Source organism: Phytopseudomonas daroniae (assembly GCF_004327275.1).
Lineage (GTDB): Bacteria > Pseudomonadota > Gammaproteobacteria > Pseudomonadales > Pseudomonadaceae > Aquipseudomonas > Aquipseudomonas daroniae.
In genome coordinates this window covers 205,831-220,336 of record NZ_QJUJ01000007.1, presented here as the reverse complement: position 1 = coordinate 220,336, position 14,506 = coordinate 205,831, and the positions used below count along the sequence as shown (strand labels likewise).

General features: G+C 60.6%; 13 protein-coding genes. 7 read left to right on the top strand and 6 right to left on the bottom strand.

Translation table 11 applies throughout. The features are described 5' to 3' along the window. Positions 1–5: 5 nt before the first annotated feature. The 4 genes from crcB to ftsK are packed head-to-tail and all read right to left on the bottom strand — an operon-like array spanning position 6 to position 4,770. On the bottom strand, positions 6–380 hold the full coding sequence (crcB, locus tag DNK10_RS17490) for a fluoride efflux transporter CrcB (protein WP_131180535.1): 375 nt from the start codon (positions 378–380) through the stop codon (positions 6–8). Then, a complete protein-coding gene (locus tag DNK10_RS17485; protein WP_131192425.1) occupies positions 377–1,702 on the bottom strand; it encodes a replication-associated recombination protein A in 1,326 nt (441 codons plus the stop codon). Before DNK10_RS17485 ends, crcB begins: the two co-directional genes overlap by 4 nt. A 6-nt stretch (positions 1,703–1,708) precedes the next feature. Next, positions 1,709–2,335 (bottom strand): outer membrane lipoprotein periplasmic chaperone LolA, encoded by a 627-nt coding sequence (gene lolA / locus DNK10_RS17480; RefSeq protein WP_131192424.1) that lies wholly within the window; start codon positions 2,333–2,335, stop codon positions 1,709–1,711. A gap of 20 nt (positions 2,336–2,355) precedes the next feature. Beyond that, positions 2,356–4,770, bottom strand: coding sequence for a DNA translocase FtsK (ftsK, locus tag DNK10_RS17475; protein ID WP_165496004.1), 2,415 nt, complete (start codon positions 4,768–4,770; stop codon positions 2,356–2,358). A gap of 209 nt (positions 4,771–4,979) precedes the next feature. Here ftsK and trxB point away from each other — a divergent pair, with 209 nt between their 5' ends. The 4 genes from trxB to infA all read left to right on the top strand — a co-directional run bounded on the left by trxB (position 4,980) and on the right by infA (position 7,923). Beyond that, a complete protein-coding gene (gene trxB / locus DNK10_RS17470) occupies positions 4,980–5,930 on the top strand; it encodes a thioredoxin-disulfide reductase (RefSeq protein ID WP_131192422.1) in 951 nt (316 codons plus the stop codon). 48 nt (positions 5,931–5,978) lie between these two features. Further along, positions 5,979–6,680 (top strand): leucyl/phenylalanyl-tRNA--protein transferase, encoded by a 702-nt coding sequence (gene aat / locus DNK10_RS17465; protein WP_131192421.1) that lies wholly within the window; start codon positions 5,979–5,981, stop codon positions 6,678–6,680. A 68-nt stretch (positions 6,681–6,748) separates the two neighbouring features. Beyond that, positions 6,749–7,456 carry an arginyltransferase gene (locus tag DNK10_RS17460; RefSeq protein ID WP_131180529.1) on the top strand — a complete coding sequence of 236 codons (708 nt, stop codon included), beginning with the start codon at positions 6,749–6,751 and terminating at the stop codon, positions 7,454–7,456. A 248-nt stretch (positions 7,457–7,704) separates the two neighbouring features. Next, entirely contained in the window at positions 7,705–7,923 is a 219-nt protein-coding gene (gene infA / locus DNK10_RS17455) for a translation initiation factor IF-1 (protein WP_002553999.1), read from the top strand. Between the two features lie 136 nt (positions 7,924–8,059). Here the strand turns inward: infA and clpA are convergent, their stop codons facing one another. Continuing rightward, positions 8,060–10,330 carry an ATP-dependent Clp protease ATP-binding subunit ClpA gene (gene clpA, locus DNK10_RS17450; protein WP_131192420.1) on the bottom strand — a complete coding sequence of 757 codons (2,271 nt, stop codon included), beginning with the start codon at positions 10,328–10,330 and terminating at the stop codon, positions 8,060–8,062. 29 nt (positions 10,331–10,359) lie between these two features. After that, a complete protein-coding gene (clpS, locus tag DNK10_RS17445; protein ID WP_131182474.1) occupies positions 10,360–10,722 on the bottom strand; it encodes an ATP-dependent Clp protease adapter ClpS in 363 nt (120 codons plus the stop codon). Positions 10,723–10,944: 222 nt separating this feature from the next. Here clpS and cspD point away from each other — a divergent pair, with 222 nt between their 5' ends. The 3 genes from cspD to DNK10_RS17430 all read left to right on the top strand — a co-directional run bounded on the left by cspD (position 10,945) and on the right by DNK10_RS17430 (position 14,468). After that, positions 10,945–11,211: a cold shock domain-containing protein CspD gene (gene cspD, locus DNK10_RS17440; protein ID WP_131192419.1), complete on the top strand. Its 267-nt coding sequence runs from the start codon at positions 10,945–10,947 to the stop codon at positions 11,209–11,211. 505 nt (positions 11,212–11,716) lie between these two features. Then, positions 11,717–13,945, top strand: a complete 2,229-nt coding sequence (locus DNK10_RS17435; protein WP_131182472.1) for an NADP-dependent isocitrate dehydrogenase — start codon at positions 11,717–11,719, stop codon at positions 13,943–13,945. 76 nt (positions 13,946–14,021) lie between these two features. Next, positions 14,022–14,468 (top strand): NUDIX hydrolase, encoded by a 447-nt coding sequence (locus DNK10_RS17430; protein ID WP_131192418.1) that lies wholly within the window; start codon positions 14,022–14,024, stop codon positions 14,466–14,468. Positions 14,469–14,506 lie beyond the last annotated feature (38 nt).

The window sequence follows — 14,506 nt, the reverse complement described above, 5'->3', positions numbered from 1 at the left end:
GTCGATCAGAGTTTGGTTAGCGAAAGGCCTGCCCAAGTGGCGAGCAGGCCACCCAGAACACTCGCTGCCACATAGCCCAGGGCCAGTGGTGCCTGGCTGCTTTCCAGCAGGCGCAGGGTGTCCAGGGAAAACGAAGAAAAAGTGGTGAAGCCGCCGAGCACGCCGACGATCAACCCTGCCCGGATCGGCAGTGGCACCTCGGGGCGCAGCATGAACAGGCCGTAGAGTACCCCGATCAGCAGGCAGCCGACGAGATTCACCAGCAAGGTTGCCCCATAGAAATGCTGCGGCCAGTTGGCATTGACCCAGTTGCCCGTGGCAAAGCGTGCCAAGGTACCCAGCGCGCCACCCACGGCCACGGCGAGAATCGTCACTATCATGGCTTTCTCCGTTGCCGCGGGCTGTTGGCGTCCTGATCGGCCAGATGGGCGAGCTTGTCGCGAATCTTCAATTCCAGGCCGCGTGGCACCGGCTGGTAATAGTGACGCGGTTCGAGGTCTTCGGGAAAGTAGTCTTCGCCAGCGGCGTAGGCATCGGGTTCATCATGGGCGTAGCGGTATTCATCGCCATAGCCGAGTTGCTTCATCAGCTTGGTCGGTGCATTGCGCAGGTGTAGCGGTACTTCGCAGGAGCCGTTTTCCGCCACGTCTCGCATGGCCGCCTTGAAGGCGCTGTATACGGCATTGCTCTTCGGCGCGCAGGCCAGGTAGACGATGGCCTGGGCCACGGCCAGCTCACCTTCCGGGCTGCCGAGGCGCTCCTGCACATCCCAGGCATTCAGGCACAGCGTCAGTGCGCGCGGGTCGGCATTGCCGATATCCTCGCTGGCCATGCGTACCACGCGCCGGGCGATATACAGGGGGTCGCAACCGCCATCGAGCATACGCGCGAACCAGTACAGCGCACCGTCAGGGCTGGAGCCACGTACCGATTTGTGCAGCGCGGAAATCTGGTCGTAGAAGGCTTCGCCGCCCTTGTCGAAACGCCGGCGGGTGTCGCCCAGCAGGTCGAGCAGCAGTTCGGTGCTGATCTCGCTCCCGTCATCGGCCAGGTCGGCGGCGTTCTCGAGAAAATTGAGGAAGCGTCGGCCATCGCCATCCGCGGCGCTCTTGAGAATCTCGAAGCTTTCGTCCGGTAGCGTCAGTTGGCGCTCGCCCAGCCCCTTGGCTTCGCTCAGGGCGCGGTCGACCAGCTTGCGCAGCGCTGCATCATCCAGGCTCTTGAGCACGTAGACGCGGGCGCGGGACAGCAAGGCGTTGTTGAGTTCGAACGAGGGGTTTTCCGTGGTGGCGCCGATGAAGATCAGCGTGCCGTCTTCCACGTAAGGCAGGAAGGCATCCTGCTGCGACTTGTTGAAGCGATGCACTTCGTCGACGAACAGAATGGTGCGGCGACCGTACTGGGCCGCATGCTGCTGGGCGACCTCCACGGCCTGGCGGATTTCCTTGACCCCGGACAGCACTGCGGAAATGGTCTCGAAATGCGCATCGGTGACCTGGGCCAGCAGCCGTGCCAGGGTGGTCTTGCCCACACCGGGCGGCCCCCAGAAGATCATCGAATGCAGAGCGCCCTGCTCCAGCGCTTCGCGCAGCGGCTTGCCGCGGGCCAGCAGGTGCTCCTGGCCAACGTATTCGTCCAGCGTGGTCGCCCGTAAACGGGCGGCCAGCGGCTGGGCGACGGGCGCGCTGCGAAACAGATCCACGACTACCTACTCTTGGATGACGTCCGCACCCTCAGGGATTTCGAAGCTGAACTGCTTGTCATCCAGGGGTTCGTTCATCTTCACGCTCATGAACAGAATATTGGTGCGCTGGCCGATGCTGTCGATCAGTTGCATGTCGTTCAGCACACCGTTACGGAAGGACAGGCGCAGGCTGTCGAACAGGGTGTCCTTGGACTTCGGCTTGAGGATGAAATCCACCACGCTGCCACCTTCCTTGAAAGTGATCTCGAAGTTCTCGCGAATCTGCGAGACATCACCGGAGAGCAACAAGGCCGGGGTGTGGGTCAGGCGCTGGTCGAGCGCCTGGATGGTCACCTGTTCGAGATCCGGGTCGTACAGCCATACCTGCTTGCCATCGGATACCAGCAACTGCTCCATGGGCGCATCGGTGTGCCAGCGGAACAGGCCCGGGCGTTTCAGCGCCAATTCACCGGAGGTTTCCTGCAGCTGGGTACCGCTGCCATCGAGGGACAGCTGGGAGAAGCGCGCGGTGATGGTCTGCGCCTGGTTGAGCAGTTGGGTCAGGCGCTGTACAGCGGCTTCATCATCGGCATGGGCGAACAGGCTCGCGGTACTCAGCACGGCGAGCAACATCAGGCGAATCAGGCGCATGTGAATCCTCTGTCAGGGTATTAATCGCGGTTAGACCCGGGGGCAATCACTTCCCGCGAACCGTTGGTGTTCATTGGCGTTACCACACCGGCCATTTCCATGGCTTCGATCATGCGAGCGGCGCGGTTGTAGCCGATCTTCAGTTTGCGCTGTACCGAGGAGATGGACGCACGGCGGCTTTCCAGTACGAAATTGACCGCTTCGTCGTATAGCGGATCCGATTCACTGTCGTCGCCACCTTCGGAACTGCCGCCACCGCCGTCGAAGCCACCGCCACCCTCTTCGGCGCCGGCCAGGATGTCTTCGTTGTAATCCGGTGCGCCACGCAGCTTCCAGGCTTCGACCACACGGTGCACTTCATCGTCGGAGACGAAGGCGCCGTGCACGCGAATCGGCAGGCTGGTGCCAGGCGGCATGTAGAGCATGTCACCGTGGCCGAGCAACTGTTCGGCACCACCCTGGTCGATGATGGTGCGCGAGTCGATCTTGCTCGATACCTGGAAGGCCATGCGGGTGGGGATGTTGGCCTTGATCAGACCGGTGATCACGTCCACCGACGGCCGCTGGGTAGCGAGAATCAGGTGAATCCCCGCCGCCCGTGCCTTCTGGGCGATACGGGCGATCAGTTCTTCGACCTTCTTGCCGACGATCATCATCATGTCGGCGAATTCGTCGACGACTACGACGATGGTCGGCAGCGTTTTCAGCAGCGGCGCTTCGTCTTCCATGCTTTCGCGGCGATACAGCGGATCGGACAGCGGATCGCCGGCCTCGATGGCGTCCTTCACCTTGCGGTTGAAGCCCGCCAGGTTACGCACGCCCATCTTCGACATCAGCTTGTAGCGACGCTCCATCTCGGCGACGCTCCAGCGCAGCGCGTTGGCCGCTTCCTTCATGTCGGTGACGACCGGGCAGAGCAGATGGGGAATGCCTTCGTAGATCGACAACTCGAGCATTTTCGGGTCGATCATGATCATCTTGGCGTCTTCCGGCCCCGACTTGAACAGGATCGACAGAATCATCGCGTTCACGCCCACCGACTTACCGGAACCGGTGGTACCGGCGACCAGCAGGTGGGGCATTTTCGCCAGGTCGGTAATCACCGGCTTGCCGCCGATGTCATGGCCCAGGGCCAGGGTGACCGGCGATTTGGCGTCATCGTATTCGGGAGTCGACAGCACCTCGGAGAAGCGCACGATCTGGCGGTTCTCGTTGGGAATCTCGATACCGACGGTGGTCTTGCCTGGAATCACTTCCACCACACGGACGCTGGTCACCGCCAGCGAGCGCGCCAGATCCTTGGCCAGGTTGGCGATGCGGCTGACCTTGACGCCAGCGGCGGGTTGAATTTCGTAGCGGGTGATCACCGGGCCGGGGTGGATCGAGTCGACCGACACCTCGACACCGAACTCCTTGAGCTTGATCTCCAGCAGATGACCGACACCCGCCAGGGACTCGGGCGAATACTCGATCTTCTTGGCTTCTGCCGGGTCGAGCAGCGAGATCGGTGGCAGGGTGCCCTCCACGGCGCTGTCGACGAACAGCGGCGCCTGCTTTTCCTTCTGCACGCGCTTGCTCGGTTCAGGTGCCTTGGGCGCGACCGGAGCGGTAATGACCGGAGCAGGACGGCTTTCGCGTTCGCTCATGTGCTTGTTGAGCGACTCTTCGCGCTCGATCAGGCGCTCCTTGACCTTGGCCTGCTCGCGGCGGTCACGTACTACCGGGGCCGCCACGTCATGAACGCGCTCGTCCACTTCGCGCAACTGGGCGACCAGTTGCTTGCGCTCCTGGCGCGAGCTCCACCAGCGATTGACCAGACTCTGCACCAGCTCCAGCAGATCCAGGGTGATCTTGCCGGTGATATCCATGACCTTGAACCAGGACAGGTCGGTAAATACGGTCAGGCCGAACAGGAACAGCGCGATGAACAGCAGCGTACTGCCCTGCACGTTCAGCGCGGCGACGGTCAGTTGTCCGAGGCTTTCGCCCAGCGCGCCACCTGCCGATGCCGGCATGCCGGCACTGCTCTGAAAGTGAATGTAGGCCAGCGCGGCCCCCGACAGCACCAGGAACACCAGGCCGATCAGACGCCAGGAAAACAGCCAGCCGCTCCAGTGCCAGGGTTCGTGACGGGCACGGAATACCTGCAGCGCCTTTATGCCGAGCAGTAATGGGAACAGATAAGCGAAGTAGCCCAGAGCCATGAACAGTACATCGGCGAACCAGGCGCCGGCACGACCGGCAGCATTGTGCACCTGCTCGACGTTGCTGGTATGGGTCCAGCCCGGATCAGCCGGATCATAGGTGAGCAGCGCCATCCACACGTAGAGGCACAACGCACCGAGGGCGATCAGCGCACCCTCCTTGAGGCGATACGGTAGTTGCTGACGCCAGGCTGGCGCCGGTGCTGTAGAGCTAGAATTCTTCAAACGCATCTGTTCCTGCGCCAGTAGCGCGCCGAATGATCGGTGGAGGACGAAACGCCGTCATTGTACGGCATGCCACGCCAGTGATGGGGAGCTGATCGAACCCGTCCGCTCCCGCTTGCTTGACGCTTCGGTGTAGCATAGCGGCCACTATTCGTCCGTGCGGCTCAATTTGAGCACGCATTCTCTTTTGTGACAAAGGCTTATGAGGTGTTTTTATGAGCGAAGTCAAGCATTCCCGCCTGATTATCCTGGGCTCCGGGCCAGCCGGCTACAGTGCCGCCGTGTATGCCGCTCGCGCCAATCTGAAGCCTGTCATCATCACCGGTATTCAGCCTGGCGGTCAGCTCACCACCACAACCGAAGTCGATAACTGGCCGGGTGATGTCGAAGGGCTGACAGGCCCGGGCCTGATGGAACGCATGCAGAAACACGCCGAGCGTTTCGAAACCGAGATCATCTACGACCACATCCACACTGCCGAGTTGCAGAGCCGCCCGTTTACCCTCAAGGGTGATAGCGGAACCTACACCTGTGATGCGCTGATCATCGCGACTGGCGCATCGGCCCAGTACCTGGGCCTGCCTTCCGAAGAAGCGTTCGCCGGCAAGGGGGTTTCCGCCTGCGCAACCTGCGACGGTTTCTTCTACCGCAACCAGGTGGTCGCGGTCATCGGCGGCGGCAACACTGCCGTCGAAGAGGCCCTCTACCTCTCCAACATTGCCAAGGAAGTGCACCTGGTGCACCGTCGCGACAAGCTGCGTTCGGAGAAGATCCTGCAGGACAAGCTGTTCGACAAGGCTGCCAACGGCAACGTGCGCCTGCATTGGAACCACACCCTGGAAGAAGTTCTCGGCGACGCCACTGGGGTAACCGGTGCCCGCCTGCGCAACACCCAGGATGGCAGCACCAGCGATCTGCCGCTGGCCGGCGTGTTCATCGCCATCGGCCACAAACCCAATACCGACCTGTTCCAGGGCCAGCTGGAAATGCGTGATGGTTACCTGCTGATCCAGGGCGGCAACGAAGGCAACGCCACCGCCACCAGCATCGAAGGCGTGTTCGCCGCTGGCGACGTGGCCGACCACGTCTACCGCCAGGCCATCACCTCGGCCGGTGCCGGCTGTATGGCCGCCCTCGACGTCGAAAAATTTCTCGACGACAACTGATCAACCCAGGCGGGGTAAAACCCGCCCTCCCCTGCCGCGGTTTCGCCAATGCTCACCTGGTTGCAACGCGACTCACTGACCTTCCCGCCTCTCGATAAAGCCCTGCGCGAGCCCAACGGGCTACTGGCTGCCGGCGGCGATCTGCGTGCCGAGCGTCTGATCGCCGCCTACCGGCATGGCTGCTTTCCCTGGTATCAGGAGGGACAGCCTCTGCTGTGGTGGTCCCCGGATCCGCGCACCGTGCTGTTTCCCGACGAACTGCATGTGTCACGCAGCCTACGTAAAGTGATCCGTCAGGGTCATTACCGAGTGACCTTCGACCAGGCCTTCTCTGACGTCATCCAGGCCTGTGCCGCACCGCGTGACTACGCCGACGGCACCTGGATCACCACCCCCATGCAGCAGGCCTATATCGAGTTGCACGGGCGCGGCGTGGCTCATAGTGTGGAAGTCTGGCAAAGCGAGCAGTTGGTTGGTGGCCTTTACGGGCTGGCCATGGGCAAATTGTTCTTTGGCGAGTCGATGTTCAGCCGGGCCGACAATGCCTCCAAGGTTGGTTTCGTGGCGCTGGTCGAGCACCTCAAGAGCAGGGGATTCGAACTGATCGACTGCCAGATGCCAACCCAGCACCTGCACAGCCTCGGTGCGCGAGCCATCACTCGAGCGGAGTTCTCCGATTACCTGCGGCGCTTTCTGGATCGGCCCGGCTCCTCCAACTGGATCACTCGAACGCCGCCGAGCGATCGATGACCTGCTCATTCTGGCCGGCTCCTGCTAGCTGGCATACACTGATTCGAGGCTAATCCCGGGAGTCGATCATGACCGAGCTGGCTCGCCTGAAGTTCTATGCCACCCAGCCGCATCCGTGCAGCTACCTGTCCGGAGAACAGGCCACAACCCTGTTTCTCGACCCGAGCCAGCCAATGGATGCGCACGTGTATGCCGAGCTTTCCGAGCTTGGTTTCCGGCGTAGTGGCGATCATCTCTACCGCCCACATTGCCAGCGCTGCACTGCCTGCGTGCCGGCGCGGATTCCTGCTGCCCGGTTCATTGCCAATCGGCAGCAGCGACGAATCATCAAGCGTAATGAATCGGTTCAAGTGCGCGCGGTCAGGCCAGTGTTCAGCGAGGAGTATTACGACCTCTACGTACGCTACATCGAGCAGCGCCACGCCGACGGGGACATGTACCCGCCCAGTCACGAACAGTTCTCCACTTTCCTGGTACGCGATCTGCCGTTCTCGTGCTTTTACGAGTTTCGGGATGAGGGGCGGCTGCTGGCCATTGCCGTGACCGACGTGCTGCCCAATGGGCTGTCAGCGGTCTACACCTTCTACGATCCTGACGAAGAGCGCCGCAGCCTCGGCCGCTTCGCCATCCTCTGGCAGATAGGCGAGGCCCGTCGCATGAATCTTCAAGCCGTCTACCTGGGGTACTGGATCAAGAATTGCCGAAAAATGAATTACAAGACGCAATACCGGCCGATAGAGCTGTTCGTCAATCAGCACTGGGTCGTTCTCACCTGAAGGCTCCCGCCTCAGCCTGACCGCGCAGGAACCCGCCTTGCCTCGAGGAAAGATCCGCATCACGAAGTTTGGCTGACCAAGCCTGAGCCAGGCTTGCGGGTTGCGTAAAGTTTCGCGCGGCAACATGACTTGCGCTGAAACAGGAACAGCCCCTTGGCGTCAACCCCAGTTTTCGGGCACAATGCACGCCGCTTTTGCCTGGGGCCAGTTGCGCCGGGCCATTCATTGGATACCGAGGGCTTTACTGCATGTCGAAAGAAGACAGCTTCGAAATGGAAGGCACTGTCGTCGACACCCTGCCCAACACCATGTTTCGTGTGGAGTTGGAAAACGGGCACGTCGTTACCGCGCACATCTCCGGAAAGATGCGCAAGAATTACATCCGCATTCTGACTGGTGACAAGGTGCGCGTAGAGCTGACGCCTTACGACCTGAGCAAGGGTCGCATCACCTACCGCGCCCGCTAACAGACAGGAAGCAACGCTTCCTGCCCTGCCAGCCAAGCGGAAATGGAAACGCCCGGCATCTGCCGGGCGTTTTCGTTTCCGTCGTTGCCGCAATCATCGGGCAACTGGCGGACTCAGTGAGTCCGCCTTGGTCGCCTCAGGCCATTTCCGCCGCCGTCTCGAAATCGAACGTCAGTTCGCCATTCTCGAGATTCACGTGGACGGTACCGCCATGCTCGGACAGCTCGCCGAAGAGGATTTCCTCCGCCAGCGGACGCTTGATCCGATCCTGGATGAGGCGCGACATCGGTCGCGCACCCATTTGCACGTCATAGCCCTGCTCCGCCAGCCAGTCCCGTGCAGCGTTGCTGACCTCGAGCATGACCCGCTTGTCCTCGAGCTGCGCCTGCAGTTCGATGAGAAACTTGTCGACAATGCTCTTGATCGTTTCGTGGCTGAGTCGACCGAACTGGATGATGGTATCCAGACGGTTGCGGAACTCCGGCGTGAAGCTCTTCTTGATCACTTCCATGGCATCGGACGAGTGATCCTGATAAGTGAAACCGATCGACGCCCGGGCCGCTGTTTCGGCACCAGCGTTGGTGGTCATGATCAGGATGACATTGCGGAAATCCGCCTTGCGTCCGTTGTTGTCGGTCAAGGTGCCGTGATCCATCACCTGCAGCAGCAGGTTGAAGACTTCCGGGTGGGCCTTTTCGATTTCGTCGAGCAGCAGCACGCAATGCGGCTGTTTGGTGATGGCCTCGGTCAGCAGACCGCCCTGATCAAAACCGACATAGCCAGGTGGCGCACCAATCAGGCGGGAAACGGTGTGCCGTTCCATGTACTCGGACATGTCGAAGCGCACCAACTCCACACCCAGCGCCTTGGATAGCTGACGAGCGGCTTCGGTCTTGCCGACGCCAGTCGGGCCGGCGAACAGGAACGAGCCAACCGGCTTGTCCGGTGCCTTGAGACCCGCACGAGACAGCTTGATGGCCGTAGCCAGCGAGTCGATGGCGGCATCCTGGCCGAATACTGTCAGCTTCAGGTCGCGCTCCAGGTTGCGCAACAATTCCTTGTCGGAACTGCTGACGTGCTTCGGAGGAATCCGCGCGATCTTGGCGACGATGTCTTCGACCTGAGGCACATCAATGCGCTTGAGGCGCTTGTCCTGCGGCTGCAGGCGCTGATAGGCACCCGCTTCGTCGATCACGTCGATGGCCTTGTCAGGCATGTGACGGTCATTGATGTAGCGCGACGCAAGCTCGGCAGCAGCACGCAACGCCTCATCGCTGTACTCGATATCATGGTGCTGCTCGAAACGCCCCTTGAGCCCCCTGAGGATGCCAATGGTGTCCTCCACCGAAGGCTCGGCCACATCGACCTTCTGGAAGCGGCGCGCCAGGGCACGATCCTTCTCGAAGATGCCGCGGAACTCCTGGAAGGTGGTGGAGCCAATGCAACGGATCTCGCCAGACGAAAGCGCCGGCTTGAGCAGGTTGGAGGCATCCATCACACCGCCGGACGCCGCACCGGCACCAATGATGGTGTGGATTTCGTCGATGAAGAGGATCGCATGGGGACGCTTGCGCAACTCGGTCAGCAACGCCTTGAGGCGCTTCTCGAAGTCGCCGCGGTACTTGGTGCCTGCCAGCAATGCCCCCAGGTCGAGGGAGTAGACCACGCTGTCGGCGAGCAGATCCGGTACCTGGTTGTCGACGATACGCTTGGCCAGACCTTCGGCGATGGCGGTCTTGCCCACGCCAGCCTCGCCGACCAGCAATGGGTTGTTCTTGCGGCGCCGGGCGAGAATCTGTGCCACGCGTTCGACTTCGTGCTCGCGGCCAACCAGTGGATCGATGCGCCCTTGGCGGGCCAGTTCGTTCAGATTGCTGGCGTAAGCGTCCAGCGGATTGCCTGACGACGAGGATTCGCCCCCCTCGTCATCCTGCATTTCCTGCTCGGCTTCCGGAGCCGCACCCTGCCCCGGTACCTTGGAAATACCGTGGGCGATGAAATTGACCACGTCGATGCGTGCCACGCTCTGCTGCTTGAGCAGAAACACGGCCTGGCTTTCCTGCTCGCTGAAGATCGCGACCAGCACGTTAGCGCCGGTCACTTCGCGCTTGCCGGAGCTTTGCACATGGAACACCGCGCGCTGCAGTACGCGCTGGAAACCCAGCGTAGGCTGGGTTTCGCGCTCTTCGTCATGCTGCGGAATCAGCGGGGTCGTCGAATCGATGAATTCCTGCAGATCGTTGCGCAGCTTGTCCAGGCTGGCGCCGCATGCGCGCAACACACTGGCGGCTGCTTCGTTATCCAGAAGAGCCAGCAGGAGGTGCTCCACCGTCATGAATTCATGACGCTTGGCGCGTGCCTCCTTGAAGGCAAGGTTGAGGGTGACTTCGAGCTCTCGATTTAACATAGCTTCACCTCATGCCCAAGCGGCCGGCGTTAACCGTCCTTCTCGATTTCACAGAGTAATGGATGCTGGCTTTCCCGCGCGTATTGATTGACCTGTGTAGCCTTGGTCTCGGCGATGTCGCGGGTATAGAGACCACAAACGGCGCTACCTTCGGTATGCACTGTCAGCATGATCTTGGTCGCCACCTCGCGATTGAGGTTGAAGAACGTCTCAAGTATCTCGACCACGAAATCCATGGGGGTGTAGTCATCATTGAACAAGATCACCTTATAGAGCGGAGGCGCCTGCAATGCCGGCTTGGATTCCTCGACGGCAAGTCCCGAAGAGTCGTCCTCATGCGGTGCGGGTCGATCCTGATTGAATGTTAGTCGAATCTGGCTACTTGCATGCATGCTGGATTAAAAGGTTCGTGGGTGAATGGAAGCGGGTAGCAGAGAATATGACCCGTTTATCGTTGCTTCGTGCGTTGCCTTGACTATCGGCAAAAGGGTGTTACAACCAAAGGATACCCCTACGGGGTCAAAGGGCTTGCGCTCGCATGAGCAATCTTACGAACGCGGGATCTAATGTGGATGATACTCCAGCAATGGGGTTCCTTGCAGAGGGATATCAGCATGCTAAGTGGTAAGGTCAAGTGGTTCAACAACGCCAAGGGCTATGGGTTCATCCTGGCCGACGGCCGAGATGAGGACCTGTTCGCCCATTATTCGGCCATCCAGATGGACGGGTACAAAACCCTGAAAGCCGGACAAGCCGTAAGCTTCGATATTATTCAGGGCCCCAAAGGCCTCCATGCCGTGAATATCAGTACAGCCCAGGCGACCTCCGAGGTCGCTGCCACCGCCACCAGTAGAGTACGCGGGGAGCCGGTCGAGGTCTGACCTCTTAATCTGCATCTTAAAGGCCGGTCTCACGACCGGCTTTTTCGTTTCCGCTTCCGTTGTCGGGGGCATGCAGGGGCTTTTCCTAGACATTGGTCGAATTGACCCTCGAACCGCTTAAAATACGCGGCCTACCTTCTCATACGCACCTGCATTGCGACCAATCTGCGCTCCGAATAGGCCTATCCAGAGGTTTGTCCAGGGTGCCTGAGCGCCTCGTTCAGTATGGCCGCGAGCAACTTGGTCACTGCCATAGTCCGTTGGTTTGATATACTCGGGCGCTGACTGAGTAGTCATAAAGGCGCATTCGCCTGGAGTACGGCTTCCAGCACTTGTCGTGCCGACCTTTAGAGGCGATCCGCTATCGCCATCGGTCGATTGCGACACCCAACATCATCGGGATGGAACTTCGAATTCACATCATTGATGCCGCGCTGTGGCCAGAAGCCACCTCACCCGGATCAGTGCCTTGTGCAAGTTCAGCAAAAAGAGAGTTAAATCAAATATGACCACACGCTCGAAGATTATCTACACCCTCACCGACGAAGCTCCTGCGCTCGCGACCTACTCCCTGCTCCCCGTCGTCAAAGCCTTTACCGCCTCCTCGGATATCGCCGTCGAAACCCGCGATATCTCATTGGCCGGCCGTATCCTGGCTCTCTTCCCCGAGTTTCTGACCGATGCTCAGAAACAGGGTGATCATCTGGCCGAGCTGGGCGCACTGGCCACCACGCCAGAAGCCAACATCATCAAATTGCCGAACATCAGTGCCTCGGTTCCGCAACTGAAGGCCGCGATCAAGGAGTTGCAGAGCCAGGGTTACGCCCTGCCCGACTATCCGGATAGCGGCGACAGCGACGAAGCGCGCGACATCCGCAGCCGCTACGACAAGGTCAAGGGCAGCGCCGTGAACCCGGTACTGCGCGAAGGCAACTCTGACCGCCGCGCACCGCTGTCGGTCAAGAACTACGCCCGCAAACACCCGCACAAGATGGGCGCCTGGAGCGCTGACTCCAAGTCTCACGTGGCTCACATGAGCAGCGGCGATTTCTACGGCAGCGAAAAGGCTGCGCTGATCGATGCCAATGGCAGCGTGAAGATCGAGCTGCTTGCCGCCGACGGCAGCACTACCGTACTGAAAGAGAAAACCTCCGTTCTGGCCAACGAAGTCCTGGATTGCTCGGTTCTGAGCAAGAAGGCGCTGCGCAGCTTCATCGCTGCCGAAATCGAAGACGCCAAGAAGCAGGGTGTGCTGTTCTCGGTTCACCTGAAAGCCACCATGATGAAGGTCTCCGACCCAATCATCTTCGGCCAGATCGTTGCCGAGTTCTACAAGTCGGCCCTGGAGAAGCACGCTGCTGCACTGCAGGAAGCGGGCTTCAACCTGAACAACGGCATTGGCGACCTGTACTCCAGCATCAAGAAGCTGCCAGCCGACAAGCAGGCAGAGATCGAAGCCGATATCAATGCTGTCTATGCCGAGCGCCCGGCGCTGGCCATGGTCAACTCCGACAAGGGCATCACCAACCTGCACGTGCCGAGCGACGTTATCGTCGACGCCTCGATGCCGGCGATGATTCGTGATTCGGGCAAGATGTGGAACGCCGCTGGCGAGCTGCAAGATGCCAAGGCCGTGATCCCGGATCGTTGCTACGCCAGCATCTACCAGGCCGTGATCGAGGACTGCAAGGCCAATGGCGCCTTCGACCCGACCACCATGGGCAGCGTACCGAACGTTGGCCTGATGGCGCAGAAAGCCGAAGAATACGGCTCTCACGACAAGACCTTCCAGATCCAGGCCAATGGCGTGGTTCGCGTGGTCGACAGCAACGGCCAGGTGCTGATGCAGCAGGACGTGGAAGAAGGCGATATCTGGCGCATGTGCCAGGCCAAGGACGCGCCGATCCAGGATTGGGTCAAGCTCGCCGTCAACCGCGCCCGCCTGAGCAACACCCCGGCCGTGTTCTGGCTGGATCCGGCTCGCGCCCACGACGCCGTGATGATCGAGAAGGTACAGAAATACCTGAAGGATCACGACACCAGTGGCCTGGACATCCGTGTGCTGTCGCCGGTCGAAGCCATCAAGTTCTCCCTGGCGCGCATCCGTGAAGGCAAGGACACCATCTCGGTGACCGGCAACGTACTGCGCGACTACCTGACCGACCTGTTCCCGATCATGGAGCTGGGCACCAGCGCCAAGATGCTGTCGATCGTTCCGCTGATGAGCGGCGGCGGTCTGTTCGAAACCGGTGCTGGCGGCTCCGCGCCCAAGCACGTACAGCAACTGGTCGAGGAAAACTTCCTGCGCTGGGATTCCCTGGGTGAGTTCCTGGCTCTGGCCGCTTCTCTGGAGCATCTGGGCAACACCTACGACAACCCCAAGGCGTTGGTGCTCAGCAAGACCCTGGATGAGGCTACCGGCCAATTCCTCGACAACGACAAGTCGCCGGCACGCAAGGTTGGTGGTATCGACAACCGTGGCAGCCACTTCTACCTGGCGCTGTACTGGGCTCAGGCTCTGGCGGCACAGAACGAAGACGCGGCGCTGCAAGCGCAGTTCGCCCCGCTGGCCAAGGCCCTGAGCGACAACGAAGCCAAGATCGTTGCCGAGCTGGGTGCAGTACAGGGCAAGCCGGCTGACATCGGCGGCTACTATGCACCTGACAAGGCACTGACCGAAAAAGTCATGCGCCCGAGCGACACCCTCAACACTGTTCTGGCCTCGCTGGTCTGAGTAATGTGCTGATGTAACGCCAACGACCCCGGCCTAGCGCCGGGGTTGTTGTTTTCAGCCCTGAAAAGGAGCCTTTATGGATTGGTACGCACACGTCACCGTTGCGACGATAGTCGAGCACAACGGGCGCTTTCTGTTCGTCGAAGAACTCAGGGGCGGCCGCCTGGTGCTCAACCAGCCCGCCGGCCATCTGGAGCCCCGGGAAAGCCTGCAGCAGGCCGCTGTACGCGAAACCCTGGAAGAAACCGGCTGCGATGTCGAGCTGACCGGCGTTACCGGTATCTACCTGTATACGGCGCCCAGCAATGGCGTGACCTATCAACGCATCTGCTTCACCGCCAACCTGCTCAGGCATGATCCCGAACGCGCGCTGGATACCGACATCAGCGGCATCCGCTGGCTGACTCATGCAGAATTGCAAGCCGAATCCGATCACCTGCGCAGTGAGCTGGTAATGCACTGCCTGGACGATTACCTCAGCGGCGAGCGCTTTCCGCTCAGTATCATCCGCCCCCCCATGTAAACGAAGCTTGATAATGCCTATCAACGTGGCTGCGCTGA

What these genes read in the sequence shown, in the direction of transcription:
- crcB (WP_131180535.1), bottom strand. Translation starts at nt 380, where the DNA reads ATGATAGTGACGATTCTCGCCGTGGCCGTGGGTGGCGCGCTGGGTACC.
- lolA (WP_131192424.1), bottom strand. Translation starts at nt 2,335, where the DNA reads ATGCGCCTGATTCGCCTGATGTTGCTCGCCGTGCTGAGTACCGCGAGC.
- ftsK (WP_165496004.1), bottom strand. Translation starts at nt 4,770, where the DNA reads ATGCGTTTGAAGAATTCTAGCTCTACAGCACCGGCGCCAGCCTGGCGT.
- trxB (WP_131192422.1), top strand. Translation starts at nt 4,980, where the DNA reads ATGAGCGAAGTCAAGCATTCCCGCCTGATTATCCTGGGCTCCGGGCCA.
- aat (WP_131192421.1), top strand. Translation starts at nt 5,979, where the DNA reads ATGCTCACCTGGTTGCAACGCGACTCACTGACCTTCCCGCCTCTCGAT.
- DNK10_RS17460 (WP_131180529.1), top strand. Translation starts at nt 6,749, where the DNA reads ATGACCGAGCTGGCTCGCCTGAAGTTCTATGCCACCCAGCCGCATCCG.
- infA (WP_002553999.1), top strand. Translation starts at nt 7,705, where the DNA reads ATGTCGAAAGAAGACAGCTTCGAAATGGAAGGCACTGTCGTCGACACC.
- clpA (WP_131192420.1), bottom strand. Translation starts at nt 10,330, where the DNA reads ATGTTAAATCGAGAGCTCGAAGTCACCCTCAACCTTGCCTTCAAGGAG.
- clpS (WP_131182474.1), bottom strand. Translation starts at nt 10,722, where the DNA reads ATGCATGCAAGTAGCCAGATTCGACTAACATTCAATCAGGATCGACCC.
- cspD (WP_131192419.1), top strand. Translation starts at nt 10,945, where the DNA reads ATGCTAAGTGGTAAGGTCAAGTGGTTCAACAACGCCAAGGGCTATGGG.
- DNK10_RS17435 (WP_131182472.1), top strand. Translation starts at nt 11,717, where the DNA reads ATGACCACACGCTCGAAGATTATCTACACCCTCACCGACGAAGCTCCT.
- DNK10_RS17430 (WP_131192418.1), top strand. Translation starts at nt 14,022, where the DNA reads ATGGATTGGTACGCACACGTCACCGTTGCGACGATAGTCGAGCACAAC.